The following is a 25,174-nucleotide window of genomic DNA, read 5'->3' as shown; positions in this document are numbered from 1 at the left end:
CGGTAGGGCGGGGCGGTAGGGGTGTGAGCTTCCTGATTGCCCACTACCCTATCTCTTACTGGCTTGTGCTGAGCGCCTTGTAGACGGCGATGCCGGCGGCGAGATCTTCAAGCGCTGCGCCGACCGACTTGAACAGCGTGATCTCGCTATCGCTTTGCCGGCCCTGTTTCTCGCCACGCGCCAGTTCGTGCAGGTCGGCGATGACCGCTTCCGGCTTCAGGACACCGGAAGCCAATGGCTGCACGATGTCGCCGGCCTCCTTGGTGGCGCCGGCGCGGGTATCGACATAGACGCGGGCGCGGGAAATGGCATCGTCGTCGCTCTCGCGCATCTGCGGCGTGAAGCCGCCGACCAGGTCGACATGGGCGCCCGGCTTCAACAGCGCGCCCTTGATCAGCGGCGCGGTCGTGATCGTCGCCGACGAGACGATGTCGGCCTCGCCAAGCTCGGTTTCGAGGTCTCCTGCCACGCTTGCTGGAAAGCCTTCGGCGTGCAGCGCCGCCGCGACCTTTTCGGCATTGGCCGGCGTGCGGTTCCAGATGCGGATCGACTTAACGGGCCTCACCGCCGAATGCGCCTTGGCGAGGAAGGGTGACAGCGCGCCGGCGCCGATCACCAAGAGCCGCGAGGCCTCCTCGCGGGCGAGATAGGATGCGGCGAGCGCCGAGGCGCAGGCGGTCCGCCATTGCGTCAGCCGCTGGCCGTCGATCAGAGCCTGGGGTTCGCCGGTCACGCCGTCGAGCAGCAGATAGAGGCCCATCACCGCCGGCTTGCCGATCGCGTTGTTGTCCGGCGAGACGGTGACGATCTTGACGCCGATATGGCCGCCGGCCGAGGTGCCGGCGGCGTCGAAGTCGGTCCAGGCCGGCATCAACAAAAGCGTCGAGGCGGCGCCGTCCGGCCGCTCGACCGCGTGATGGTGGCGCACCGGCTGCACGGCGCCTTCGCGGAAGGCGGTGCGCAGTGTCTCGACCAGACCTGAAAAGGTCAGCGCGCGGTCGACCTCGGCGGCCGAAATTGTCTGCATGGAAAGCTCCGTAAGGCGCTGTTTAGTTCGTCGGCTTGGGCAGCGCCGGTCCTTTCGGCGCAGCGGGTGCGCGGCTCACTGCCTGGCGCAGGTTCTCGGCCTCCAGCCCGCGCTGGCGCGCGAGCTTGCGGTAGCGGCCCTGCTTCACCCAGGTAGCCATGCTGCCGACGATCATGCCGAAGGCCAAAGCCAGGAACAGGAAGATGAAGAGCGGCAAATTCAGCGTCAGCGCTGGATTGCCAGGATGGAACGGGTCGAGCGTGAACGCGACGAGGCCGCGATTGGCGACGGCAAGCGCGATCAGGATGACGGCCAGCGGCACGAAGACCACGACGAGCATGACGCGATTGAACATCAAATCTCCTGGAGGTGGCTTAAGCGCCGAAACGTCGTTTCCCGACCTGCCGGCGCAGCGCCTATTTGCCGCCGTTCAACCTTTCGCGCAACTCCTTGCCGGTCTTGAAGAACGGCACCCACTTCTCCTCGACCTCGACGGATTCGCCGGTGCGGGGGTTGCGGCCGGTGCGGGCAGGACGGTTTTTCACCGAAAAGGCACCGAAACCGCGCAACTCGACCCTGTTGCCTTCGGCGAGCGCGTCGGTGATCTCGTCAAAGATCGCGCCGACGATGTTTTCAACGTCGCGGAGGAAAAGATGGGGGTTGCGCGCGGCAATGATCTGCACAAGCTCGGACTTGATCATGAACGTTCCCCGTAAACCACTGCGGTCAAATATCAGGATGATTTTATTGCTTTATTTGGCTCGTCCCAATGGTTGTCAAGGGTGCCAGACCGAAACGAGACCGTCAAGGAACAAGCGGTCGGCGCCAAGCTCGTGAATGATGTCGCCGCCGGCGTCCGGCAGGCCGAGCGCATTGGCGACGGCTTTGGTCATGCTTCTCGAAAACAGGAGGCCGTGCCCCTCCGTATCCTTCCATTCGACGACCTTGAGCTTGCTGTCGACCCCTTTGGTCGCCAGCCAGTTGATCGCCTCGGGTTCGCCGCCAACGGCATCAACCAAGTGATTGGCGAGCGCCTGGCGGCCGGTGAAGATCGAACCGTCGGCCAGCGCCTGCGCCTGCTCGCGGGTCATCTTGCGCCGTTCGGCGACAATGCCGACGAACCAGTCATAGCTGTCGAGGATGAGCTTGCGCACCATGGCGCGCTCGTCGTCATTGGTCGGCTTGAACGGCGAGGGCGCAGCCTTGAGCGGCGAGGACTTCACTTCCTCGAGCTTGATGCCGAGCTTGTCCATCAGGCCGCTCACGTCGGGATACTGGATCAGCACGCCGATCGATCCGACGATCGAGGTCTTGCGGGCGACGATGTGGTCGGCCGCGCTTGCGATCATATAGCCGGCGGACGCGGCCAGCGTGCCGACCTCGGCCACCACCGGCTTGTCGGCGGCGAGCTTGCGCACTTCCTCATAGATCGACTCGCCGCCGACCGTGGTGCCTCCGGGCGAATCGATCGACAGGATGACGCCCTTCACCGTTGCGGATTTGCGGATCGTCTCCAGTCTTTTGATCAGCTCCTCGTCCTCGGTGATGGTGCCTTCAATCTTGACCTTCGCGATGTGGTCGATCGCCTGACCGGTGAAATCGTCACCATAGATCCATGCCGAAAACGCGATCAGAGCTGCCGCCACAATCACAAACGCGGTCACGCGCCAGAACGTCAGCTTGCGGCGCAAGCGGCGGCGGTCGATCAGGTCGTCGGCTCTCATTGCCATGGTCAGCCTCACATTCGGTGGGAAAGGACGCTTTTAAAGCAACCATCCGCGCGGGGCTACCGTTTCCTGATGCCCTGGCCCTGACAGGTCTTGGCGCAACGCGGCGGTCACGACGACCTCACGAAAAATTAACGCAGCCCGTTCCTATCTGCTATGAAGAGCTGGCAGTGCAGCCGGATTCGTCCTAGTCGTACGGTAGTAGCCGTCACATTTTTGCAGTTTTCCTCCGCTTGTGCTTGCTTGCGGGGACCGGCATACCACCTATAGGCGGTGTTTGGCGGGGCAAGGGCTCATTAGAAAACAGTCATGTTGGCGCGATCTGACGAAACGAGCGATGCCGAAACGGTATCGGCTGCCGCTGGCGAAAGCGGCACGCGCGGCGATGCGTTCGATCGTGCGCAGCGGCATTCGCGCCGCGTGCGCGTGTTGAAATTCGCCGTGCCGCTGCTGGCGGCGGCAATTGCGATCGCCTTTCCGGTCTATTCTTATCTCGCCGCGCCGGTGTCGATCTCGGTACAGGCCGACGGCACGGCCTTTTCGGACGGCAAGCTGGTGATGGCCAATCCCAAGCTCAACGGCTTCACCAAGCAGAAACTGCCTTATTCGCTGACGGCGACCAGGGCGACCCAGGATGTCGGCAAGCAGGGTATCATCGACCTCGAAGGCATCAACGCCAAGCTGCCCGTCGCCAGCGACAATGTGGTGGCGGTCAACGCCGCGCATGGCATCTACGACCGCGACGCCAACACGATGGACCTCACAAGCGATGTCCTGGTGACGACGAGCGACGGCATGGAAGCCAAGTTCAAATCGGTCTTCCTAGACATGGGCAAAGGCTCTATGAAGACCGACAATCCGGTCGATGTCAGCCGCGGCGGATCGCGCATCACCGCCGACTCGATGTCGGTGGAAGAAAACGGCAAGGTCGTGGTCTTCGAGAACCGGGTGCGCGTCAACATTGACGCGGCAAGTCTGAAGGCGGCAGAGGCAAAGGGCGGAGAGCAGAATGCGTCGCAGTAGTTCGGCAAGGCTTGCAGCGGCGGCCTCTCTCTTCATGTTGCTCGGGGCGGCGCCGGCGCTTGCCCAATCCGGCGGCACCAGCCAGATGTCCGGCCTGAAATTGTCAGGCGACCAGCCGATCCAGATCGAAAGCGACAAGCTCGAGGTCCGTCAAGCCGACAGCGCGGCGATCTTCAGCGGCAACGTCACCGTCAATCAGGGGCCGACGCTGCTCAAGGCCGGCAAGATGACGGTCTATTACGTCAAGGACCCAAACGCTCCCAAGGGCGCGGCGGCGGGCACATCGGCGATGACCGGGGCAGCCAACATCGACCACCTCGTGGTTGAGAACAAAGTCTATATCAAATCGAACGACCAGATCGCCACCGGCGACAAGGGCACGTTCGACATGAAGACCCAGGTGCTCGTTCTTTCCGGCAGCGAAGTCGTGCTCTCGCAGGGCGACAACGTGCTCAAGGGTTGCAAGCTCACCGTTCAGATGAAAAGCGGCCTTGCCAATGTCGACGGTTGCGGCACCGGCGGTCGGGTCATCATGTCGATTACGCCGCAGAAGCAGGGCGCGCCCCAAAAGGGCACGGCCCAGCAGGGAGCGTCGAGCAACTAATGGCCGGCGTATCGTCGCTGCTGGCCCGCCTCCCGGGGCGGACAGCCGCAAAAACGTCTGCGCCGGCAACGATCGGCGCCGACAAGGCGAAGTTCAAGGGCACCCTGATCGCCAAGGGCCTGACCAAGAGCTATAAGGGCCGCAAGGTGGTGAGCGGCGTGACGCTCGGCGTGCGGGCCGGCGAGGCCGTCGGACTGCTTGGTCCCAATGGCGCCGGCAAGACCACCTGTTTCTACATGGTCACCGGTCTCGTGCCGGTGGACGAAGGCACGATCGAGATCGACGGCTTCGACGTCACCTCGATGCCGATGTACCGGCGCGCCCGCCTCGGCATCGGCTATCTGCCGCAGGAAGCGTCGATCTTCCGGGGCCTCAACGTCGAGCAGAACATTCGCGCCGTTCTGGAAGTGGTGGAAAAGAGCCGCAAGGAACGTGAGCGCACGCTCGACGAACTGCTCGAGGAATTCCACATCAGCCATCTGCGCAAGGCGCCGTCGATGGCGCTGTCCGGCGGCGAAAGACGCCGCCTCGAGATCGCGCGGGCGCTGGCCACACGGCCGGCCTATATGCTGCTCGACGAGCCCTTCGCCGGTATCGATCCGATCGCGGTCGCCGACATCCAGCAGCTCGTCCGCCATCTGACCGCGCGCGGCATCGGCGTGCTGATCACCGACCACAATGTGCGCGAGACGCTCGGCCTGATCGACCGCGCCTATATCATCCATGCCGGCCAGGTGCTGACGCATGGCCGCGCCGACGAGATCGTCGCCAACGCCGATGTGCGGCGGCTCTATCTCGGCGAGGGTTTTACGCTCTAAACGCGAAAATTCGGGTTGCGCGGCAATTTCTCGCTGAATTTTTCGGCTTTATGCCTGCTCTGCCCGCGAATAAAGGCTCCGGTAAGCCGTCTCTGCTAGCGTTTGCCTTGACAAGCAAAAGCCGGGCCAGTTTCTATGCCCGACCGAAAACGGCAGCTCGATGCGTAGACGAGGCGTTTGAATCCAACCATGGCGCTGGCGGCCAAACTGCAGCTCAGACAGTCCCAGTCGCTGGTGATGACGCCCCAGCTGATGCAGTCGATCCGGCTGCTGCAGCTCACCCATGTCGAGCTCGACCGCTTCATCGACGAGGAAATCGAGCGCAATCCGCTCTTGGAGCGAGCCGAGCCGCAGGACGATGCGGGCGGCGACCAGCCGCAGAAGAGCGAGACCGCCCCGGAACCCGCCGCCGGGGACGACTGGTTCGAAAGCGAGACGGAATGGAGCGCCGAGGCGATCTCGGAAAAGCTCGACTCTTCGCTGGAGAACCTGTTTCCCGACGATCCCGGCACCAGCGAAAAGCTCGGACCGGATCTCACCGCGCAGTGGAAGTCGGCATCCGCGGGCAGCGCCGGCAGCGCTTCGTCGGAAGGCTTCGACGTCGGCGAGATGGCCGCGACCATCGTGACGCTGCGCGAGCATGTCGGCGAACAGATCGCGCTTGCCTTCGCCAAACCCGCCGAGCGCCTGATTGCCGGCGAGCTTGCCGACAGCCTCGACGAAGCGGGCTATCTGCGCGCCGATCTGGAAGAGATTGCCGCGCGGCTGGGGGCGGACATGGGAGCGGTGGCGCGAGCGCTCGCGGTCTGCCAGACCTTCGAGCCGGCCGGCCTATTTGCCCGCGACCTCGCCGAATGCCTGTCGCTGCAGCTTGCCGCACGCGACCGGCTCGATCCGGCGATGAAGGCCCTGGTGGCTAATCTCGAACTCCTGGCGCGGCGGGATTTCCAGACGCTGAAACGCATCTGCGGCGTCGACGAGGAAGACCTTCTCGACATGCTGGCCGAGATCCGGGCGCTCGATCCGCGTCCCGGCAGCGCGTTTTCGGGCGGCGCGAGCGACGCCATCGTTGCCGACGTCGAGGTGCGGGCCGCTGCCGACGGCAGCTGGGCGGTGGAGCTCAACGCCGACACGCTGCCGCGCGTTTTGGTCGATCATGTCTATTTCGCCCGGGTTTCCGGCCATGCCAAGGACCAGGCGGAAAAGGAGTTTCTGGCCGAATGCCTGCAGAACGCCAACTGGCTGACGCGCAGCCTCGACCAGCGGGCGAAGACGATCCTGAAAGTGGCCTCGGAAATCGTGCGCCAGCAGGACGCGTTCCTCGTCCATGGCGTGCGGCATCTCAAGCCGCTCAACCTGCGCACGGTGGCCGACGCGATCGGCATGCATGAATCGACGGTGAGCCGCGTCACTGCCAACAAATACATGCTGACGCCTCGCGGCGTGTTCGAGCTGCGCTATTTCTTCACCGCTTCGATCGCCTCGGCGGAAGGCGGCGAAGCGCATTCGTCGGAAGCCGTGCGTGACCGCATCAAGCAACTGATCGACGAGGAAAAGCCCGCCGACGTGCTTTCCGACGACGCTATCGTCGACATGCTGCGGGAAAGCGGCGTCGACATCGCCCGCCGCACGGTCGCCAAATACCGGGAGGGCATGAACATTCCTTCATCGGTGCAGCGGCGCCGGGAGAAGCGGGCGCTGGCCAACGCCGGGCGATAGGGCAGTTGATATTCATCGGGCCTGACCTAGTTTGGTCCGAGCTGAGGAATGGCGATTTTTCACAGTTTTCGTGTTTCATTGACAAGCTGCAATGAAGTGTCTAGAAGCCCGCCCGCATGAGCCGGGCCGTGATGCCCGCCTCGCGAATGGCTCCGTCAAAGCGAAGGCCTCGGACGGCCAGAAGGCGACTTGTGATCAACCGGAAAGTTCGGGTCTAAAATCGGCGCGCGTGCCGCCGCAAAGCTTGTGCGCGCGCACCACGGGTATAAACTTGGGACAGTTTGAAGCCTGAGCAGGGAAGGTCAGTTTTCAGATGAATCTGCGCATTTCGGGAAAACACATGGACATCGGCGATGCGTTCCGTACGCGCATCAATGATCGTGTCAACGAAGCGATTGAAAAATATTTCGATCGGGGTTTTTCAGGACATGTAACGGTCATCAAAGCGGGATCGCGCTTCTCGGCCGATTGCATGATCCGTCTCGATTCGGGCGCCTCGCTGCAGGCGACCGGGGACGCCCAGGATCCCACGCTTGCCTTCGAGGCGGCCGCCGATCGCCTCGAAACGCGGCTCAGGCGCTACAAGCGCCGGCTGAAGTCGCACAATTCCAGCAACGGCAACGGCGAATCCACCGACATCGCCTACGCCGTGATGGAGCCGCTCGCCGACGACGAAGAGGAAATCCCGGAGAACTTCGCTCCGGCCATCGTCGCCGAATCGACCGTGACGCTTCGCACCATGTCGGTGGCGTCTGCCGTCATCGAACTCGATACCAAGGACAGCCCGGTTTTCGTCTTCCGCAACGCCGGAAACGACCACGTCAATATCGTCTACCGCCGGCCGGATGGAAACATCGGCTGGATTGATCCGTCGACCACCAAAGTCGCGCAGGGATAAGAAAGCCGGCCGCGCGAGGGGGACGACCGGCGCGGTAGGCGAGCAAGGGATTTTTCAGGCATGGATCTCAGCGATCTCATCAGCGTCCCGGCTATCATGCCGGCGTTGAAGGCGAATTCCAAAAAACAGCTTCTGCAATTGCTGTCGGAGAGGGCGGCGGCGATTTCAGGCATTCCGGAGCGGGAAGTGTTCGACACTATCCTGCAGCGTGAGCGGCTGGGCTCCACCGGCGTCGGCAACGGCATCGCCATTCCGCATGGCAAGCTCGCAGGGGTCAAGCGGATCGCCGGCGTGTTTGCCCGGCTGGAGGCGCCGGTCGATTTCGAGGCGCTCGACGACCAGCCGGTCGACTTGGTGTTTCTGCTGCTTGCGCCCGAAGGCGCCGGCGCCGACCATCTTAAGGCGCTGTCGCGTATCGCGCGCGTGCTGCGCGATGGCGATACGGTGGCCAAGATCAGGGGGACGCGCGACGCAGTGGCGATCCACGCTCTGCTGTCGGATACCCAGGCCTCGCACGCGGCCTGAGGTTGGGTGAAGCTGGCCTTTGGATAAACCCGGTTTTTGGGATATAACCTTGAGGGGCCGCCGGGAGCGGCCCTTTCCAATTCAGGCAACGACCTCAAATTCAAATAGTGGTTGGGGTCAGTGGATGGCGACGGTGGTCAGATCATTCTCCAGCGCACCCGCCAGGGCCCGGTCACGGGCATCGGAAAGCAGGATCGGCTGACCGTTGGCGGCAAACAGCGCCCACAGTTCCAGCCCGGGCGCGATTTCGCCGAGGCCGGGGAAGCGGCCGCGCAAATCGTCGCTCGATATTTTCCTCAGATATGCGACCGAACCTTCGCCGAGATGGGCGAATTCGCCGCTGGTCATGGTCAGGGTTTCGTCAATTCTGGTCATTACAAGCCTCCTTGGCGCAAGGACGCCACTTCCGGCCGTCCCGCATTAGAGCCATCGGCAAAGATCAGTCTTTCACCGATATGTTTATTTTCCGTACCAGCCGCTCGGCCTCCGGACGGTCGAGATCGATCGACAAAAGGCCGTTCTTCAATTCCGCGCCGACCACCCGCATGCCGTCGGCCAGCACGAAGCAGCGCTGGAACTGGCGAGCGGCGATGCCGCGGTGGAGGAACTCACGCTCGGTGTCGTCGGTCTGACGGCCGCGCACGATCAACTGGTTTTCCTCGGTGGTGACATCGAGGTCGTTCTCTGCGAAACCCGCCACGGCAAGTGTGATGCGCAGCCTTTCGGCCTTGCCGTCCGAGGCGCCCAGACGCTCGATGTTATACGGAGGGTAGCTGTCGCCCGACTTCGCCAGACGTTCGAGCGTCTTTTCCATGGCGTCGAAGCCCAGAAGAAGCGGGCTGGAGAAGGGCGTCATTCGACTCATTGTTACACTGTCCTCTTAAGAGCGACACAAACCGGAAAAACCCGGATGGCATTTTTCCCGATGGTCTTGATATGGTCCGCCGCGCGATCAAGTTCAAGCCGTCAAAACCCCGCCCAAAAAGACTCCCCAAAGGAATTGAAATGCCCCAGTCACGAAAGATCATCATCGACACGGATCCCGGCCAGGACGATGCCGTCGCCATATTGCTGGCGCTCGGCAGCGCCGAGCTGGAGGTCGTCGGCATCACCGCCGTTGCCGGCAACGTGCCGCTGAAGCTCACCGAGAAGAATGCGCGCAAGATCTGCGAGCTCGGCGGCCGACCCGACGTCAAGGTCTATGCCGGCGCCATCCGCCCGCTGGCGCGCGAGCTCGTCACGGCGGAGGACGTGCATGGCAAGACCGGCCTCAATGGACCCCAGCTGCCCGAACCGACGATGCCGCTGCAGGAGCAATACGCGGTCGATTTCATGGTCGAGACGCTGATGCGTGAGGAAGCGGGCACGATCACGTTGTGCCCACTCGGGCCGCTCACCAATGTCGCGCTGGCGCTGATCCGCGAGCCGCGGATCGCGCCGCGTATCAAGGAGATCGTGCTGATGGGCGGCGGCTTTTTCGAGGGCGGCAACGTCACGCCTGCCGCCGAATTCAACATCTACGTCGACCCGCAGGCGGCGGATTTGGTGTTCAAGTCGGGCGTTCCGATCGTGATGATGCCGCTCGACGTCACCCACAAGGCACTGACCTCGGCCAAGCGCATCCAGGCCTTCCGCCAGCTCGGCACCAAGGTCGGCACCGCAACCGCCGAGATGCTGGAGTTCTTCGAGCGCTTCGACGAGGAGAAATACGGCACCGACGGCGGGCCGCTGCACGATCCGTGCGTGATCGCCTATCTCATCAAGCCGGAGCTGTTCAAGGGTCGCCGCTGCAATGTCAGCGTGGAGACCAGCTCCGAGCTGACCATGGGCATGACGGTGATCGACTGGTGGGGCGTCACCAAGCGCGAGAAGAACGCCATGGTGATGCGCGACATCGACCACGATACGTTCTTCGCGCTGCTGGTGGAGCGGCTGGGGCGGCTCAACTGACCGTCAAAGCGGCCAACCGAGCACACGTCGTCATCCGTTGAGCAACCGATAGGTGTCGGCGCCGTGCTTGTGGTGCTGTCGCTCGATGGGAAGGACGGAGCCGACAAGATGGGGTCGCCTCACATCGTCGTCGACAGATATCCGTGTGTTGTCGTCATCAAGGCGCAGATCGTAGGTGTAGTATAGATTGTGGCCGATCGTGCCGTACGGATTGATGGGCTTCACCCTGACGTATTCGACCACGCCCATCACGCGTTGAGTGGCGATGACCGGATTGGCCTGAAGCTCAACGATGGCGATGGATTTCATAGCCGCAAATGCGCCGAACAAAGCGACGCCGATCACGGCGTCGCTGTACTCATATTGCCAAATAAGCAAGCGATTCCGGAAGGAAACGTTTGACTTGTTCATCCTGAAGAAGTGTGCTGCCAAGCACAGTTATTCAATAGGCGTCAAAAATAATTGCGACCAGAGTATTCGCTCTCATTTCGCCTTGGAGAACGCCAGCCAGAGCCCGCCGCCGACCAGGAAGCTGCCGCTGATCCGCGACATCAGCTTAACGCGGCTGGCCGAGAGCATGCGCCCGGCGCGGCCGGCGGCAAGCGCGTAGGTCGAATCCGACATGGCGGCGAAGACCATCGCGGTCAGGCCCATGACCACGATCTGCAGCGTGTAATTGCCCTGTGGCGCGATGAACTGCGGGAAGAAGGCGCCGAAGAAGACAAGCGTCTTCGGATTGGAAATCGCCACCAGGAAACCTTGCAGGAAGAAGCCGCCGCGCGGTTTCTTGGCCGATCCATCGGGGTTCAGGGCTCCCTTGGCGCGGAGCATCTGCACGCCCATCCAGATGAGGTAAGCCGCACCGATCAGCCGCACCCATTCGAACCAGTGACCCATGCCGGCGATCAGCGTGTTGAGGCCGATGCCGACGATGGCGATCATGATGGCGAGCCCGGCCTGGGTGCCCGCGACATTGGCCAGCCCGGCGCGCGAGCCATGGCGGATACTGTTGGCGATGATCAGCGTGACCGTCGGCCCGGGTACCAGGACGATGACGATGCAGGCGACGACATAGGCGGCGTAGAGTTCCAGCGACATGTTTTCCCTCGAACAGGATCGCGCCGACACGCGCGGAGCGCGATCAATGCACGGAGTTGACGCCGGCGCAAGCGCGCCAGCCGGTTGAGCCCGTCAGGCAGCCCCCGCCGGCCAGGGCAGCGTCGCCTCATAGGCGGCGCCGGCCTGCAGGACCGCCAGGTCGCCGCGCGGCTGGCCGATCAGCTGCATACCCATCGGCCGGCCCTTGCCGTCGAAGCCGACCGGCACATTGAGCGCCGGACAACCGCCGAGCGTGGCAAAGGCGGAGACCTGCATCCAGCGGTGATAGCTGTCCATCGGCCGCCCGGCGATCTCGCGCGGCCAATGCGTCGAGACCTCGAAGGGGAAGACCTGGGCGGTCGGCAGCACGATAAGGTCGAAGCGCTCGAACAGCGACAGCAGCGTGCGGTGCCATGAGGTGCGCCGGACCGAGGCGGCATGGATCTGGGGCGCGGTAAGGCGCATCGCCTGCTCAACTTCCCAAACCGCCTCCGGCTTCAGCAGCCTGCGCTTTTCCGGAGCGTCATAATGCGCCTTCAGTCCGCAGCCGCTGCTCGCCTGGCGCAACGTCACAAAGGCCTGCCAGAGCGCTTCGAAGTCGGCATCCGGCACCAGCGTTTCGCTGTGGAACGCGGCGTCCGCGAAGCGGGCGAGGGCAGTCTCGCACAGGTCGAGAATGCCTGGCTCCATCGGCAGATGGCCGCCGAAATCGCCGAGCCAGGCGATGCGGCCGCCGGTGGCTTTCTCCCGCAGGCCTTCGAGAAACGAGCCCTGCTTGTCATGCGACAATGGCGCCCGCGGATGATAGCCGGCCTGCTCATCGAGCAGCAGCGCGATGTCGCGCACATTCCGGCCCATCGGCCCTTCGACGCCCATCTGGGCGTGGAAGACATCGATGTCGGGGCCGGCCGGCACCAGCCCTTGCGAGGGGCGGAAGCCATAGACGTTGTTGTAGGCCGCCGGATTGCGCAGCGAGCCGCCGAAATCGCTGCCGTCGGCGACCGGCACCATGTCGAGCGCCAGCGCCACCGCCGCGCCGCCGCTCGAGCCGCCGGCGGTGAGCGTCGGATCGAAGGCATTGAGCGTCGGACCGAAGACCGGATTGTAGGTGTTGGAGCCCAGCCCGAATTCCGGAACATTGGTCTTGCCGATGATGATGGCGCCGGCCTTGCGCAGGCGCTCGACGAAGAAATCGTCCTCTTGCGGGACGAAATCGGCGAAGATCGGCGAGCCGAAGGTTGTTCTTAAGCCCTTGGTCAGGGCGAGGTCCTTGATGGCGATCGGCAGGCCGAACAGCGATCCGGCCGCGCCGCCCCGTGCCAAATGGGCGTCCGCCCTGTCGGCTTCCGCCAGGATATCGGCGCGCTCGCGCAGCGACACGATGGCGTTGACCAGCGGGTTCACAGCATCGATGCGGTCGAGAAAGGCGCTGACGACCTCTCGCGCCGACAGACGGCGCTGCCTGATCGTGTCGGTAAGCTCTACGGCGGACAAGCGACAGATGTCGCCGGCCGGCGGCACGGCGTGTTTCGTCGACGGGCGCATCGCCGTCACCGCGCGGCCAAGGCCGCGTCGACATCCTTCGCCAACGGAATCGCCGGCTGCGCACCCGGCTTCAAGCAAGCGAGCGAGCCTGCCGCCGCGGCGCGCGTGAGCGCCTGTTCGAGCGGGAGGCCGGACGACAGGCCGGCGCCTAAATAGCCGCAAAAAGTGTCGCCTGCGCCGACCGTGTCGACCGGAGTTATCTTCAGTGCCGGGACGGTGAGGAAATGGTCGGGAGTGGCGGCCAGCACGCCGTCGCCGCCGAGCGTCACGACGATGGCGCGGCCTGTCTTTTGAGCATAGTCGCGCATCCGCGCCTCCCGGTCGCGGCCGGTGAGCACCAGCGCCTCGCCATAGAGGTCGAACTCGGTCTCGTTGGCGACGGCGTAGTCGGCCTTGCCGAGAAAGCCGGCCGCCTCGGGGCGGAAAGGCGCGGTGTTGAGCACGCTGACGGCACCCGCCGCGCGGGTTGCATCGAGCGCCGCTTCGACCGTGGGCAGCGGGATCTCGTGCTGCAAAAGCACGACATCGCCCTTCTTCAGATACGCCTTGGCGATGTCGCCGGGCAGTACAGAATCGTTAGCGCCCGGCACGACGGCGATCACATTCTCGCCGTCGGCACCGACCAGGATGAGCGCTGTGCCGGTGGAGGCGAAGCTCTCGCCGACGCCGGAAAGATCGACACCGCCGGCCTTCAGCAGCGCCAGCGCTTCGGCGGCAAAGCTGTCCTTGCCGACGGCGCCGACCATGCGCACCTCAGCGCCTGCGCGGGCCGCGGCCAGCGCCTGGTTGGCGCCTTTGCCGCCGGGAGCGGTGGCAAAGCCGGAGCCGCGGACCGTCTCGCCGGGTTCAGGCAAACGGTCGACATTGGCGATCAGGTCGAGGTTGATCGAGCCGACGATGATGATCAAGAAAGGCCTCCTGCACGAGCGGGCGAGCCTTCGATCGAAGGCCGATGCCGCAAGTCCTTGCATTTACGCAGTTGCTTGCGCGGGAGGCTAGCCGCAAAGACCGTCTATTGCCAGATCAAGCCGGTTGTGCGCCGCACCGGCCCACAGCATCATTCGCAGCGCACCGTCACCGTGCCCTGGTAGTTGCCGGCCGGGAAGATGCCCGGCGATTTTGTGGCCGTGAGATCGACCTGGATGGTGTGAGTGCCGTTGGTCACCCGCTGCGGCGAACTGCCCGGGATGTCCGCGCCTGAGCCATCGAGGCGGAAGACGGTGGCGAAGGTGACGTCGGTGTCGCCGCCGCTCGGCGCGGACGTGAAGACAATCGGCGCCGGTGCCGAGACGGAATAGCAGTCGAGCAGGTTGAGGATCGTGCATACCGTCGCATTCGCGGTGATGGTGGCGCCGGCGCTCGACCCGCCCGCCTGCCTGGAGCCGAAGATATTGATGGCGGGGTTCGATTTCATCGTTCCCGAGGCGCCGATCATGATGGTGCAAGTGCCGATGATAGCCGCCTGAGCCGGGAGACAGAGGCTTGCAAGCGCAGCCACCGCGGCGATCAGCGCGCGGCTATTTCTTTTTCTTGTCATTGCCGGTTGTGCCTCTGATGCTCCAGCCCTCGTTAGCCCATCCAGTCGATGCGGCAGCGGAGGCGGTCGCGGGATTGGGAGCAGCCACGCTTCCCGTCTGGCCGTCGGCGCCGAGACCCATCTTGAGCAGCTTCAATTCGAGCTGCAGGCGCTCGACCTCGAGTTCGTAGAGGCGGCTGCAATCCACGCGCTTCGGCGTCCGCCCGATCGGGACCACCACGCGGCCGTAAGTGGCGAGGTCGCTGTTCGACTGGCTGTTGCTGTTGCCGCGGATGACGCCGACGTCCAGATAGGCGCCGCTGCCGGAAACGGCCGAGCGGCAGGTCGTGCCGTCGGAAGCATGAACCTCGTCCTGGCCCTGGGGCAGGGTGACGCCGGGCAAGGTGAAGCCCGTCTGGTTCTGGTTCAGGTTCAGTATATCCTCAGCATACCCCTGACTTGCGACCGCCAAGGCGGGCAGCAGGGCAAGCGTCAGAACCTGCGATGCCCGAAGAACTTTCCGCATATCTGTGCCCTTATCTGCGTCTGCTCGCTTGGAAAGGGGATACTCTCGGTACAGATACGCACTTTACGCTCGTTCGCTCCGTCGAACGGGACAACCACCAGAACCGGGCGCGACGCCTGGCCGGCCAGAACGAAGGCGCTCGGCGTGATCCTGGCGTCGATCGGCCGAAAATCCTGGTCATAGACATGAATCTCGACGCGTATGCGCTGGTCGTAGGGGTTGCCGGGGAAAACCCGGACCGCGAAAGCATCGGTGAAGGACCTGACCTCGCCCCGCATCGGCGTCATCGACTGGCCCGCCGCGGCAATGGGAGACAGCACGGCGATCAGCCCCGCCGCCAGGATTCCAATCGTTCTCAAGGAGCGCTCCTTTCGCGAGAGGGCTATTCGCAGCGCAGCGTCACGGTTGCCTGGTAGTTGCCGGCGGAGAAGCGGTCCGTGCCGCTTTTGGTGCCGGCAAGATTGACCGCGACCGTCGATGTGCCCGGTACCGTGAGCGCCGTCGCTGTGCCGGTTTCGGCAATGGTCTGCGCGCCGGAGGTGGCAAAGGTCGGGGTCCATGTCGTGGCCGTGGTGTCCGAGGCCGGGACGGTGGTGGTGGTGACCGGATCGACGCTGAGCGTGACGCCGCCGGTGGTATCGACCTGGGCGCTGCCGGCCGAACCGCCGGCATTGTGAGAGCTCAGCGACTGAAGATTGCTGCTGACGGTCATCGCTCCGTTAGAGTTGATCGTGACCGTGCAGGTAGCGGTGATAGTGCCGTTGAAGAGGACGTTTCCGGTGGCTGCCGATGCAGTCTGGCCGGTGCAGACGGCCAGCAGGCTCGCGGCCATTGCGACGCGAAAGAACTTCATGAGACCCCTCTTTCGAGCCGGAAAATGCGGCTCAATACAGAGGTATCATCCGTTTATCGTAGTTAATTTAGCGTTAAACAAGATAACGACTGCAAACAATTCAAAATACAACCGGCGAAACCTGAGGTTGTCTCCGGTTGCATATCCCGATATTTCGGAAGTATTGTTTCGATTATACTTACCTATATTCAGATCCACGGTTTTTCGCAATGGCGCGCGGAAAAAACGAAGTTTCAGGACGCCATTTGTCCCGCCTCCCAGCCGAGGATGGCGCGCTTGCGCGTCAGTCCCCAGTGGTAGCCGGTGAGGGCGCCGGACTTGCCGAGCGCACGATGGCAAGGAACCACGAAGGACATCGGATTGGCGCCCACCGCCGCACCGACGGCCCGGCTGGCGCTCGGCGCGCCGATGCTTGCCGCAATCGAGGAATAGGTGCAGGCCCTGCCCATCGGAATTCGCAGCAGCGCCTCCCAGATGCGCAGCTGGAAATCGGTGCCGATCATCACCACACGCAGCGGCTGGTCGGCGCGCCATCTTGTCGGATCGAAGACGCGCGCGGCATAGGGCTGGGTGGCCGACATGTCCTCGACGTAAGCTGCGTTCGGCCAGCGGCCGGACATATCGGCGAAGGCAGCCCGCTCGCCGCCGGCGTCGCAGAACGCCAGGCCGGCCAGCCCGCGATCGGTGACCATGATCAACGCAATGCCGAAGGGCGAGATATGATAGCCGTAGCGGATGGTCAGGCCGGCGCCACGGGTCTTGTAGTCGCCGGGCGACATCGCTTCGTGCGTGACGAAGAGGTCGTGCAGCCGGCCGGGGCCCGACATGCCGAGCTCGAACGAGGTTTCGAGCAGCGGCATGCCGGAATCAAGCAGCCTGCGCGCATGGTCGAGCGTCACCGCCTGCAGAAAGGCCTTGGGCGACAGGCCGGCCCAGCGCGTGAACAGTTTCTGCAGGCCCGTCGGCGTCTCGCCGACCGCCTCGGCCAGAACCTCCAGCGAGGGCTGGTCGCGATAGTCGAGGCTGATCTTCTCGATGGCGCGGCGCACGATTTCGTAGTCGCTGCCCACGGGCGTGATGTCGTTCTGCAGGATCGCTGACGGTTCCATCCGGGTATTCATGGTCATCTGGCCGTTCATGGCAATATCTCCCATGGCTATCTGCTCGGCCGCGAATATCGGTCTTCCCGCGCATTGCCACCACCCGAAACTTGCCTTCCTCCGGCCCACCCAGATCGACCAGGCTTCGAGCCGAAGGGCGATGACGGCCGGCGAAAAGATAGATTTGACCGGGGTAAGGCAGACCTTGCTGATGACGCTCTACGGCGAGGCGCCGGAGCGCCGTGCCAGTTCAACGCGCCCTGGCGGTCGCCAGTGCACGCGAAAAGGCAGCAGCAAAGCTTTCGCGGGAACCGGGATCCAGGAAAGACCCGATCGAAACGCTTTCGCCTTGCGCCTCGACGGCCATGTTGGTGATGCCGATCTCGGCATGGCGGGCGATCGAAAAGCGGGCCCAGAACGGGTTGAAGCGATGATCCTCGAAGCGGCCCGACGGCGCCGTTTTGCGGATGTCAAGCCTGGTGCGCGAGACCGATATTTCCTCACGGGCGCGGGCCGCCCGGTAATTGACGCGAAAGGCGATGTAGACGGCGACCACGTCCAGCCCCAAGAAGCCGAAGACCGGCCATGCGCCATGTGCCAGGAAGATCGCGCCGGTGATCGCCCAGCCGAACATCAGCGCGCCCATCAATATCAGAAAGCCGGTCCGACCGAGGGAGCGATGCGGCGTCAGCAGGGCCTGGAAGAATGGCTTGTCGGCTTCGAACGAGGCGTTTGTGTCGCTCATAGGGAAATATTATAGGAAGGGAATGGCGCCGCCCAAGTCCAAAAACTCCTTCCTCGTCAAAAAGCCGTCAGCCTCCGCCTCAGGCGGCAGTGCGAAAGCAAAGACGCCGTCCCGGAAGGGCGGGCTGCGCTCGCTCTACACGCCCGCCGAGGTGCATGAGATCTTCCGGCGTTTTTCCGTGCAGCGGCCCGAGCCGAAGGGCGAGCTCGACTATGTCAATCCCTTCACGCTGCTGATCGCGGTGGTGCTGTCGGCACAGGCGACCGATGCCGGGGTAAACAAGGCAACGAAGCCGCTGTTTTCGGTCGCCGATACGCCACACAAGATGCTGGCGCTCGGTGAGGCCAAGGTCGGTGACTACATCCGCACCATAGGCCTGTGGCGCAACAAGGCCAAGAACGTGGTCGCGCTCTCGAAGGTCCTGATCGACGACTATGCCGGCAACGTGCCCGAAGATCGGGACGAGCTGGTCAAGCTGCCGGGCGTGGGACGCAAGACCGCCAATGTCGTGCTCAACGTCGCCTTCGGCCAGCACACGATGGCGGTGGACACGCATATCTTTCGCATCGGCAATCGTATTGGTTTGGCGCCCGGCAAAACGCCGGAACAGGTTGAGCACGGGCTGCTAAAAGTCATTCCCGCCGAATACATGCGGCACGCCCATCACTGGCTGATCCTGCATGGCCGCTATGTCTGCAAGGCGCGCAAGCCCGACTGCCCGGTCTGTGTCATCGCGGATATCTGCAAGTCCAAGGAAAAGACCACCGACCTGCCGGCGCCGCTGATCGAGCTCGCGCCGCTCGACGAAACTGAGGACCGAGCGATTGGTGTCAGCTAGGCGGAGTGTAGCGGATGATGCCAGCGACGGCGCCTGCGGCCAACACGCCGAATTCAAAAATTGCAACGAAATTCAATGACTTAATTTTCCTCCACAAACACCTCTTCACGCTTCTTCTTGACCGCGGGCAGGAAGACGATGACGAGCACGGCGAGCGCGATGAAGAGCAGGCTGGCGCTGATCGGTCTCGTCACGAAGGTGCTCGGGTCGCCGCGCGACAGAATCATGGCGCGACGCAAGTTTTCCTCAAGCAACGGGCCGAGCACGAAGCCGAGCAGCAGTGGCGCGGGTTCGCAGCGCAGCTTGATCAGGAGGTAACCGAGCAAGCCAAAGAAGGCGACGGCGTAGAGGTCGTAAACATTGGTGTTGACGCTGTAGACGCCGATCGAGCAGAACGCCATGATGATCGGAAACAGCACGTAATATGGGATCGTAAGGAGCTTCACCCAAAGCCCTATCAGCGGCAGGTTGAGGACGATCAGCATCAGGTTGCCGATCCACATTGAGGCGATGATGCCCCAAAACAGCTCCGGCTGTTCGGTCGCGACATTGGGGCCGGGCACGATGCCCTGGATGATCATCGCGCCGATCATCAGCGCCATTACCGGATTGGCCGGAATGCCAAGCGTCAGCATGGGGATGAAGGAGGTCTGCGCGCCGGCATTGTTGGCCGATTCCGGCCCGGCGACGCCTTCGATGGCGCCCTTGCCGAATTCCCTCGGGTTTTTTGATACGCGCTTTTCGACCGTGTAGGAGGCAAAGGCTGCAAGGATCGCACCGCCTCCCGGCAGGATGCCGAGCGCCGAACCAATGATCGTTCCTCGCACGATGGGCGCGGCCATGCGCCGAAAATCCTCGCGGGTCGGCATGAGACCGGAGACTCTTCGGATCAGCACGGAGCGCTCGTGTTCGTTCTCAAGGTTGCGCAGGATCTCGGCGACGCCGAAGACGCCGACCGCTACCGCGACGAAATTCAGCCCGTCGGCATATTGGGTGATGCCGAGCGTGAAGCGCGGCGTGCCGGTATAGATGTCGGTTCCGACAATGCCGAGCAGCAGGCCGAGCACAACCATGGCCAGCGCCTTGACTATCGAGCCGTGGGCGAGCGCGACGGACGAGACGAGGCCGACGACCATCAGCGAAAAGTATTCGGCCGCGCCGAATTCCAGCGCCATCGCCGTCAGCGGCGGAGCAAAGATGGCGACCAGGAAGGTCGACACCGTGCCGGCAAAGAACGAGCCTATCGCCGCGATCGCGAGTGCCGCCCCGGCGCGGCCGTTCTTGGCCATCTGGTAGCCGTCGATTGCGGTGACGGCTGACGAGGATTCGCCGGGCATATTGATGAGAATGGCGGTGGTGGAGCCGCCATATTGCGCGCCGTAATAGATGCCGGCGAGCATGATGAGAGAGGAAACTGGGTCGCCTATCTGGAACGTAATCGGCAAGAGCATGGCGATGGTTGCGGTGGCGCCGATGCCGGGCAGGACGCCGATCAGCGTGCCGAGAAGGACGCCGATCAGACAGAAACCGAGATTTGTCAGCGATGTCGCCGTCGAAAAGCCGAGCACCAAGTTGGCGAGGAGCTCCATGGTCATCTCCTCACAATGGCAGCCACGGGCCAAAGCGTCGGAACGGCAGGCCGAGTGCGTAGCTGAAGACGAGCGACGCAAACAGCGTCAGGCCGGCCGACAACACGAGCGCGGTCAGCGGTTTCATGCGGGCGCTGGCAAAGGATGCGATCAGCGCCGTCAGGAAGATCGATGGGATGAAGCCGAGGCCGCGCACCGTCAGGCCGAAGAAGATCGGAGCGGGGAGGATGAGCAGCATGCCGCGCCACGCAATGTGGCCGATCGCCTCGCTCTCGAAGCGCACTGCCTGGACGAGGATGATAACGCCGAGCAGGAGCAGCACGATCGCCAGGACCAGCGGGAAATAGCCCGGTCCCATGCGGAAGGCGCTGCCGATTTCGAGGCCGAGCGACTGCAGAGCGAAAAATGCGCCGAAGGCGATGAACAGCGCGGCGCATATGCCGTTGGTCGTGTCGATTGCGAAAGGCTTCATCACGTTCCTCTCAGGTGCGCATCGGGCGCGCCGTTGCAACGCAAAACGGGGCCGAAGCAAAAACGGGGCGCCGATCGCGCCCCGTCCAAAACCTCAGTCGGCGTACTGGCCGGCGGCTTCGATGATCGGCTTCCAGCGCCCGATCTCGCTTTCAAGCTTGGCCTTCAGTGCCGCCGGTGTCGCGTCGGCTTCGGGCGACGGCTTGGTGCCGAGTTCGGCGAAGCGGGCGGCGACGTTCTGATCCTTCAGCGCGACCTGCAGCGATTTCGACAGGCGTCCGGTGATCTCGGCCGGCGTACCCTTTGGTGCGTAGAGGCCGTGCCAGATGCTGACCTGCACCTCGGGAAGGCCGCCTTCCGTCGTCGTCGGGACGTCCGGCAGCACATCGAGGCGTTCCGGCGAGGTGACGGCATAGGCCTTGATCGTGCCGCCCTGGATCTGCTTGGTGGTGTTGGTCGTCTGGTCGCACATCATGTCGACCTGGCCGCCCAGAAGATCGGTCATGGCCGGGCCGGTGCCCTTGTAGGGCACGGTGACCAGCGGCGTACCGATGGCGCTCATGAACAGCATGCCGCACAAATGCGAGGCCGCACCGATCCCGGCATTGGCGACGGTGACAGTGTCTTTGTTGGCCTTGGCGTACTCGGCCAGTCCCTTCAGATCGGTCGGCTCAAGGTCCTTGCGGCCGACGACGGTCATTGGCACCTCGGTGACGAGGCCGACATATTCGAAGGCGTTGAGCGTGTCGTATGCGAGCTTTCTGTACAGCGTCGCACTGGTCGCCATGCCGATGTGGTGGAGGAGCAGCGTATAACCGTCCGGGTCAGCCTTCGCGACGCGGCCCGCGCCCAGCGTGCCGCCGGCACCGCCGACATTCTCGACGATGACCTGCTGGCCGAGATCCTTCGACATGGCTTCGGCGATGAGGCGTGTGACCGTGTCGGTCGGGCCGCCGGCCGCAAACGGCACCACCACGGTGATGGTGCGTTCCGGATAGGTCTGCGCGCCCGCGGCGAACGGATAAAGCGTGACGGCCGCTGCGGCAGCCAGAGCGGCAACAAATTTTCTCATTGTGACTTCCTCCCAGAGTATGAATCTCCAGCCACCGCGCGAAATTCCTCTCGGCGACGGCTGTGGATGCAATAGCAACTAGTGCAGGCTAGCAGATTGCAATCGGACTCAAACGGCAAACCGCAATTATCTACAAATCACCCGCAAGATGGATGGAAAAGATCTGGGTCGGATGATGGATCGCGGGATGTCGACATCTGGCGACGGTACGTTTGGCGGATGCCGGTTGCTGCCCGATCCCTGCTCTTCCTCGGTTCTATTCTAATAACCGTAGCCGCGCGCCATCGCCGCCGCAAAGACCGGGATGAGCAGGAACATGAAGCCCTCGGCGCGGACATAGTTCTTCACCGAGGCGAGCTCCGCCGCCGGAACCGAGAAGGAAGGATTGCCGCTCGCCTGCCTGCTCCAGGAGATGAAGCGCACGGTCGGGATGATCGACAGCAGGCCGACGATGATGAAGGCCATCATCTTTGCCCAGAACACCCAGTTGAAGACGTAGAACTCCCAGCCTTTCAGGCCGAAGAACACCCGGCAGACGCCAATGATAACGATCAGCGCGGCGATGATGCCGTAGTGGCGGTCGATGCCGACAAGGCGCTTGAGGGTCGTCGCCCCCAACTCGCCGCGCACCAGCACGAACTCGGCGCCAATGATGCCGGCCAGCGAGAACACCAGAAGATGATGGGCGATCGCCAGCAGAAGGTCGGTGGTGTCCATTATCTTTCCTCGTTTTCAGACGGCGCCGCGATATCGCTGAATCAGCTTCGTCCCAAGACTAGCATCGCCTGTCGAGAATCCCACACGCCGAAATGTCAGCCGGTCAATGACCGCGCTCATCCACTTGCGTCGCTGGAGGATGCCCCGGGCGATCCTGGCCCTTGTTCGAACGTGCAGGTTTGCTAAGCGCTGCCGCTCAAAGGAGAGGACTGCGATGAGCATTGCAAGGGAAGCCGGGGTGCCTGTCCTGGAGACGGCGCGGACGGTCCTGCGGCCGCATCGGCTCAACGATTTCGAGACCTATGTCGCAATGTGGGCGGACCCGGGGGTCACCCGCTTCATCGGCGGCAAGCCGCGCACCCGCGAGGAAAGCTGGATGCGCTTCCTGCGCCATGCCGGGCTGTGGTCGCTGCTTGGCTATGGGTTCTGGGCGATCGAGGACAAGGCGACGGGCCGCTTCCTCGGCGAGGCGGGATTCCATGATCTGAAGCGCGAGATCGAGCCCTCGATCGAAGGCGTGCCGGAAGCCGGTTGGGCTTTAGCTTCGGGTGCGCATGGCCAGGGGCTTGCAAGCGAAGTCGTCGGGCGCATCGTCGCCTGGGGTGACGAGGCGTTCGGGCGAGCCAGGACCGTCTGCATCATCGATCCCGAAAATGGCGCCTCGCTCAAGGTTGCAGATAAGAACGGCTATCGCGAAATCCTGCGGACCACCTATCACGACAAGCCGACGATCCTGCTGGAGCGGTGGGCCGGAGGGGCAGCAGCCTAGAGGGCAATGCCGGGTTCGTCCGCCTCCGGTGCTGACGCGCTTCTGGGATCAGCGTTTGGCCTTGGACCTGTTCAGGGCCACCGCTGCTCGCACGAGAGTCTTGAACGCTTCCTGGTCGATCTCCTCGCCTTCGCGAAAATCGATGGCGCGCCTTGTGTTGCCTTCGAGGCTGGAGTTGAAGAGACGTGAGGGATCCGGCAGCGCCGCGCCCTTGGCGAAGGTCAGCTTGACGACGGCCTTGTAGGTCTCGCCGGTGCAGATCATTCCGGCGTCCTCCCAGACCGGCACGCCGCGCCACTTCCATTCCTCGGTGACGTCCGGATCGGCATCCCTAATCAGGGCGCGCAGTCGGCCGAGCATCTCGCCCCGCCAATCGCCCAATTCCGCGATACGGCCATCAATCAGCTCGGAAGGAGACTTGCTTTCCTGCACGCCGATTTTCTCCATATGTGTCCTCCTTCAACACCCGCTAGACGGTTCGCCATGATGCCTCGTCGGGCGGACCGTGAGTGACCGATAATGCGCTTACATTCGTTCGCCAGGCAATTGACTCGCCTGTTTCACCCAGGAGACGAATTGCGCTTCGTCGAGCTGGTCGTCCTCATGGATGTGCAAATAGCGCGTGTCCTTGCTCTTGGATTCGCCGGGCGGCACCGGCTTCAGCGACATGCCGCGAAAGAAGGCCACTTTGACGTATCTGGTGAAACAATGAATGCCGAGAAACCAGCCTTCGCCGTCCATGCCGTAAAACGGCGAGTTCCATTTGACGGCCTTCTGCACGTCGGGGACGGCCTGCATGATGAGTTGGTCGAGCCGGCGGCCTAGCTCGCTCTTCCAACCCGGCATCGCCGCGATATAGGCCTGCACGGGAGCGTCACCATACCCCTTGGCGATCTGCGGGTTGCCGCCCGAAAGCAGGACGGGTTTTTCCCCCGACGGCCTGGCTGCAACCTTTGCCGATTTCGCTTTTGCCATCAGGCCGGTCCGGCGCGCTCGCGCGCCGGCCCACCGCGCCACCTTGCGGCATAGGGCAGCACGAACATGTAGAGGCTGCTGAACAACAGCAGGAAAAGCGGCAGGAGCGGCGAATAGACCACCCAGGCCGGCGGCTCGCCCAACGCCATGGCGATGAAGTTGGCGATGACGGTGGTGGTAAAGATGATCGACAGCCAGCGATGCAACTGCCTGATCCACTTGCTCCAGTCCAATGCTTCCTCCTCTGAAAGAACCAATGAACGCTGGGCCTACCAGCACGCCAGTTGCGTGATCTGAATGAGATTGCCGCAGGCCCTCAATCGATCCGCGAAAGCACCTGCTCCAAGGCCGCAAAGAACCTCGGCCAGCCAACGGTCGCACCTCGGAAATACGGCTCCTGGTCAGTCCGGAAGAATGTCTGCTCCATGCGCAGGCGAGTGCCGGCGCTGGTCGGGGTGAGCGTCCATGTGACGACGCTCTCTAGATCCTTGGTGTCCCATGTGTAGGAAAGCGTTTTGTTTGGCTCGACTGTCTGGACCTGGCACTCGACACCGCCCCAGTCCGCGCTCAGTTCGAAACGGTGGTCTACGACCGGCTTGAAGTTGTTCTTCATCAGCCACTCCTCGATGAGATGCGGTTGGGTCAGTGCCCGCCAGATCTTGTCCGGCGGATAGGGAATCTCGCGCTCGACGACAACGGAGCGCGTTCCGGCCGGCATATCGTTCATTGATCCATCCTCTGCAGCAGATCCTCGAGATCGTCGAACCGGCTCTCCCAGAACCCAGCCATATCGCGAGTCCAATCCATTAGCGGCGCCAGCGCGCGAAGCTGCGCGCTGTAATAGGTCTGGCGACCCTCGTGGCGGTCGCGCACCAGTCCGGCTTGCTTGAGCAGGCCGAGATGTTTCGACACCGCCGGCTGCGAGACACCGGCCTCAGCCGTCAGCGCGCCGACCGTCTGCTCGCCTTGCCGGCACAGACGCTCGAAGATGGCGCGCCTTGTCGGATCGGCAAGCGTCCGGAACAGCATATCGTGTGCGTTCGTCATCTGGATCGATAACTCAATGGCT

34 protein-coding genes are annotated in these 25,174 nt (G+C 63.3%); 9 read left to right on the top strand and 25 right to left on the bottom strand.

Annotation, left to right across the window (positions count from 1 at the left end):
* Positions 1-55: 55 nt before the first annotated feature.
* The 4 genes from CK215_RS10270 to sppA all read right to left on the bottom strand — a co-directional run bounded on the left by CK215_RS10270 (position 56) and on the right by sppA (position 2,757).
* Positions 56-1,027: an ornithine cyclodeaminase family protein gene (locus CK215_RS10270; protein ID WP_095830840.1), complete on the bottom strand. Its 972-nt coding sequence runs from the start codon at positions 1,025-1,027 to the stop codon at positions 56-58.
* A gap of 22 nt (positions 1,028-1,049) precedes the next feature.
* A complete protein-coding gene (locus tag CK215_RS10265; RefSeq protein ID WP_095783527.1) occupies positions 1,050-1,382 on the bottom strand; it encodes a DUF1049 domain-containing protein in 333 nt (110 codons plus the stop codon).
* Positions 1,383-1,443: 61 nt separating this feature from the next.
* Positions 1,444-1,728 carry an integration host factor subunit beta gene (locus tag CK215_RS10260; RefSeq protein ID WP_027165368.1) on the bottom strand — a complete coding sequence of 95 codons (285 nt, stop codon included), beginning with the start codon at positions 1,726-1,728 and terminating at the stop codon, positions 1,444-1,446.
* A 75-nt stretch (positions 1,729-1,803) separates the two neighbouring features.
* Positions 1,804-2,757: a signal peptide peptidase SppA gene (gene sppA, locus CK215_RS10255; protein WP_067318883.1), complete on the bottom strand. Its 954-nt coding sequence runs from the start codon at positions 2,755-2,757 to the stop codon at positions 1,804-1,806.
* A 306-nt stretch (positions 2,758-3,063) separates the two neighbouring features.
* Here sppA and lptC point away from each other — a divergent pair, with 306 nt between their 5' ends.
* The 6 genes from lptC to ptsN all read left to right on the top strand — a co-directional run bounded on the left by lptC (position 3,064) and on the right by ptsN (position 8,341).
* Positions 3,064-3,777, top strand: a complete 714-nt coding sequence (gene lptC / locus CK215_RS10250; RefSeq protein ID WP_067004053.1) for an LPS export ABC transporter periplasmic protein LptC — start codon at positions 3,064-3,066, stop codon at positions 3,775-3,777.
* Positions 3,764-4,381: an LptA/OstA family protein gene (locus CK215_RS10245; protein WP_095830839.1), complete on the top strand. Its 618-nt coding sequence runs from the start codon at positions 3,764-3,766 to the stop codon at positions 4,379-4,381. Before lptC ends, CK215_RS10245 begins: the two co-directional genes overlap by 14 nt.
* Positions 4,381-5,199 (top strand): LPS export ABC transporter ATP-binding protein, encoded by an 819-nt coding sequence (gene lptB, locus CK215_RS10240; RefSeq protein WP_095830838.1) that lies wholly within the window; start codon positions 4,381-4,383, stop codon positions 5,197-5,199. Before CK215_RS10245 ends, lptB begins: the two co-directional genes overlap by 1 nt.
* 189 nt (positions 5,200-5,388) lie before the next feature.
* A complete protein-coding gene (rpoN, locus tag CK215_RS10235; RefSeq protein ID WP_095830837.1) occupies positions 5,389-6,918 on the top strand; it encodes an RNA polymerase factor sigma-54 in 1,530 nt (509 codons plus the stop codon).
* 313 nt (positions 6,919-7,231) lie between these two features.
* On the top strand, positions 7,232-7,816 hold the full coding sequence (raiA, locus tag CK215_RS10230; RefSeq protein ID WP_067004045.1) for a ribosome-associated translation inhibitor RaiA: 585 nt from the start codon (positions 7,232-7,234) through the stop codon (positions 7,814-7,816).
* 60 nt (positions 7,817-7,876) lie between these two features.
* Complete coding sequence (gene ptsN, locus CK215_RS10225) at positions 7,877-8,341, top strand: PTS IIA-like nitrogen regulatory protein PtsN (RefSeq protein ID WP_067004043.1); 465 nt, start codon at positions 7,877-7,879, stop codon at positions 8,339-8,341.
* Positions 8,342-8,458: 117 nt separating this feature from the next.
* On the opposite strand, the gene CK215_RS10220 is transcribed toward ptsN, so the two are convergent.
* Both CK215_RS10220 and CK215_RS10215 read right to left on the bottom strand, forming a co-directional pair.
* On the bottom strand, positions 8,459-8,716 hold the full coding sequence (locus CK215_RS10220; RefSeq protein WP_067318876.1) for a DUF1150 family protein: 258 nt from the start codon (positions 8,714-8,716) through the stop codon (positions 8,459-8,461).
* A gap of 64 nt (positions 8,717-8,780) precedes the next feature.
* Complete coding sequence (locus tag CK215_RS10215; RefSeq protein WP_067004038.1) at positions 8,781-9,206, bottom strand: Hsp20 family protein; 426 nt, start codon at positions 9,204-9,206, stop codon at positions 8,781-8,783.
* A 140-nt stretch (positions 9,207-9,346) separates the two neighbouring features.
* Between CK215_RS10215 and CK215_RS10210 the strand changes: the two genes are divergently transcribed.
* The gene (locus tag CK215_RS10210; protein WP_095783603.1) at positions 9,347-10,291 is read left to right on the top strand and encodes a nucleoside hydrolase; all 945 of its coding nucleotides are present in this window, start codon (positions 9,347-9,349) and stop codon (positions 10,289-10,291) included.
* A gap of 30 nt (positions 10,292-10,321) precedes the next feature.
* Here CK215_RS10210 and CK215_RS10205 read toward each other — a convergent pair whose 3' ends face one another.
* The 10 genes from CK215_RS10205 to CK215_RS10160 form a co-directional block, all read right to left on the bottom strand.
* On the bottom strand, positions 10,322-10,723 hold the full coding sequence (locus tag CK215_RS10205) for a hypothetical protein (protein WP_170950266.1): 402 nt from the start codon (positions 10,721-10,723) through the stop codon (positions 10,322-10,324).
* Between the two features lie 51 nt (positions 10,724-10,774).
* Complete coding sequence (locus CK215_RS10200; RefSeq protein WP_095778737.1) at positions 10,775-11,389, bottom strand: LysE family translocator; 615 nt, start codon at positions 11,387-11,389, stop codon at positions 10,775-10,777.
* A gap of 93 nt (positions 11,390-11,482) precedes the next feature.
* Entirely contained in the window at positions 11,483-12,934 is a 1,452-nt protein-coding gene (locus CK215_RS10195) for an amidase (RefSeq protein WP_095830836.1), read from the bottom strand.
* Positions 12,935-12,939: 5 nt separating this feature from the next.
* Positions 12,940-13,842 carry a ribokinase gene (locus CK215_RS10190; RefSeq protein WP_095830835.1) on the bottom strand — a complete coding sequence of 301 codons (903 nt, stop codon included), beginning with the start codon at positions 13,840-13,842 and terminating at the stop codon, positions 12,940-12,942.
* A gap of 149 nt (positions 13,843-13,991) precedes the next feature.
* Entirely contained in the window at positions 13,992-14,471 is a 480-nt protein-coding gene (locus CK215_RS10185; protein ID WP_095830834.1) for a hypothetical protein, read from the bottom strand.
* A complete protein-coding gene (locus CK215_RS10180) occupies positions 14,452-14,976 on the bottom strand; it encodes a hypothetical protein (protein ID WP_095783523.1) in 525 nt (174 codons plus the stop codon). The genes CK215_RS10185 and CK215_RS10180 overlap by 20 nt, the downstream gene beginning before the upstream one ends.
* Entirely contained in the window at positions 14,943-15,335 is a 393-nt protein-coding gene (locus CK215_RS10175) for a hypothetical protein (RefSeq protein ID WP_095830833.1), read from the bottom strand. The genes CK215_RS10180 and CK215_RS10175 overlap by 34 nt, the downstream gene beginning before the upstream one ends.
* A gap of 23 nt (positions 15,336-15,358) precedes the next feature.
* Complete coding sequence (locus CK215_RS10170) at positions 15,359-15,829, bottom strand: hypothetical protein (protein ID WP_067004020.1); 471 nt, start codon at positions 15,827-15,829, stop codon at positions 15,359-15,361.
* 233 nt (positions 15,830-16,062) lie between these two features.
* Entirely contained in the window at positions 16,063-16,968 is a 906-nt protein-coding gene (locus CK215_RS10165; RefSeq protein ID WP_245418657.1) for a methylated-DNA--[protein]-cysteine S-methyltransferase, read from the bottom strand.
* A gap of 211 nt (positions 16,969-17,179) precedes the next feature.
* Positions 17,180-17,674, bottom strand: coding sequence for a DUF2244 domain-containing protein (locus CK215_RS10160; RefSeq protein ID WP_095800560.1), 495 nt, complete (start codon positions 17,672-17,674; stop codon positions 17,180-17,182).
* A gap of 22 nt (positions 17,675-17,696) precedes the next feature.
* Here CK215_RS10160 and nth point away from each other — a divergent pair, with 22 nt between their 5' ends.
* Positions 17,697-18,512 (top strand): endonuclease III, encoded by an 816-nt coding sequence (gene nth, locus CK215_RS10155; RefSeq protein WP_095830832.1) that lies wholly within the window; start codon positions 17,697-17,699, stop codon positions 18,510-18,512.
* 80 nt (positions 18,513-18,592) lie between these two features.
* On the opposite strand, the gene CK215_RS10150 is transcribed toward nth, so the two are convergent.
* The 4 genes from CK215_RS10150 to CK215_RS10135 all read right to left on the bottom strand — a co-directional run bounded on the left by CK215_RS10150 (position 18,593) and on the right by CK215_RS10135 (position 22,361).
* Positions 18,593-20,101, bottom strand: a complete 1,509-nt coding sequence (locus CK215_RS10150; protein WP_095830876.1) for a tripartite tricarboxylate transporter permease — start codon at positions 20,099-20,101, stop codon at positions 18,593-18,595.
* Between the two features lie 10 nt (positions 20,102-20,111).
* Positions 20,112-20,573, bottom strand: a complete 462-nt coding sequence (locus CK215_RS10145; RefSeq protein ID WP_067318859.1) for a tripartite tricarboxylate transporter TctB family protein — start codon at positions 20,571-20,573, stop codon at positions 20,112-20,114.
* A 93-nt stretch (positions 20,574-20,666) separates the two neighbouring features.
* Positions 20,667-21,644 (bottom strand): tripartite tricarboxylate transporter substrate-binding protein, encoded by a 978-nt coding sequence (locus CK215_RS10140; RefSeq protein WP_095830831.1) that lies wholly within the window; start codon positions 21,642-21,644, stop codon positions 20,667-20,669.
* Between the two features lie 261 nt (positions 21,645-21,905).
* Positions 21,906-22,361, bottom strand: coding sequence for a DUF2214 family protein (locus CK215_RS10135; protein WP_095830830.1), 456 nt, complete (start codon positions 22,359-22,361; stop codon positions 21,906-21,908).
* 214 nt (positions 22,362-22,575) lie between these two features.
* On the opposite strand from CK215_RS10135, the gene CK215_RS10130 reads away from it, so the two are divergent.
* Entirely contained in the window at positions 22,576-23,130 is a 555-nt protein-coding gene (locus tag CK215_RS10130; RefSeq protein WP_095830829.1) for a GNAT family N-acetyltransferase, read from the top strand.
* Positions 23,131-23,178: 48 nt separating this feature from the next.
* Here the strand turns inward: CK215_RS10130 and CK215_RS10125 are convergent, their stop codons facing one another.
* The 5 genes from CK215_RS10125 to CK215_RS10105 form a co-directional block, all read right to left on the bottom strand.
* A complete protein-coding gene (locus CK215_RS10125) occupies positions 23,179-23,577 on the bottom strand; it encodes a DUF1801 domain-containing protein (protein ID WP_095830828.1) in 399 nt (132 codons plus the stop codon).
* A gap of 78 nt (positions 23,578-23,655) precedes the next feature.
* Positions 23,656-24,105, bottom strand: coding sequence for a DUF1801 domain-containing protein (locus CK215_RS10120; RefSeq protein ID WP_095830875.1), 450 nt, complete (start codon positions 24,103-24,105; stop codon positions 23,656-23,658).
* Positions 24,105-24,338, bottom strand: coding sequence for a hypothetical protein (locus tag CK215_RS10115; RefSeq protein ID WP_095830827.1), 234 nt, complete (start codon positions 24,336-24,338; stop codon positions 24,105-24,107). The genes CK215_RS10120 and CK215_RS10115 overlap by 1 nt, the downstream gene beginning before the upstream one ends.
* Positions 24,339-24,421: 83 nt before the next feature.
* Positions 24,422-24,832, bottom strand: a complete 411-nt coding sequence (locus CK215_RS10110; protein ID WP_095830826.1) for an SRPBCC domain-containing protein — start codon at positions 24,830-24,832, stop codon at positions 24,422-24,424.
* A complete protein-coding gene (locus tag CK215_RS10105; protein ID WP_095830825.1) occupies positions 24,829-25,152 on the bottom strand; it encodes a metalloregulator ArsR/SmtB family transcription factor in 324 nt (107 codons plus the stop codon). The genes CK215_RS10110 and CK215_RS10105 overlap by 4 nt, the downstream gene beginning before the upstream one ends.
* Positions 25,153-25,174: the final 22 nt, after the last annotated feature.

The sequence above is a fragment of the Mesorhizobium sp. WSM3864 genome (assembly GCF_002294955.1).
Lineage (GTDB): Bacteria > Pseudomonadota > Alphaproteobacteria > Rhizobiales > Rhizobiaceae > Mesorhizobium.
This window is presented reverse-complemented; position numbering and strand designations above follow the sequence as displayed.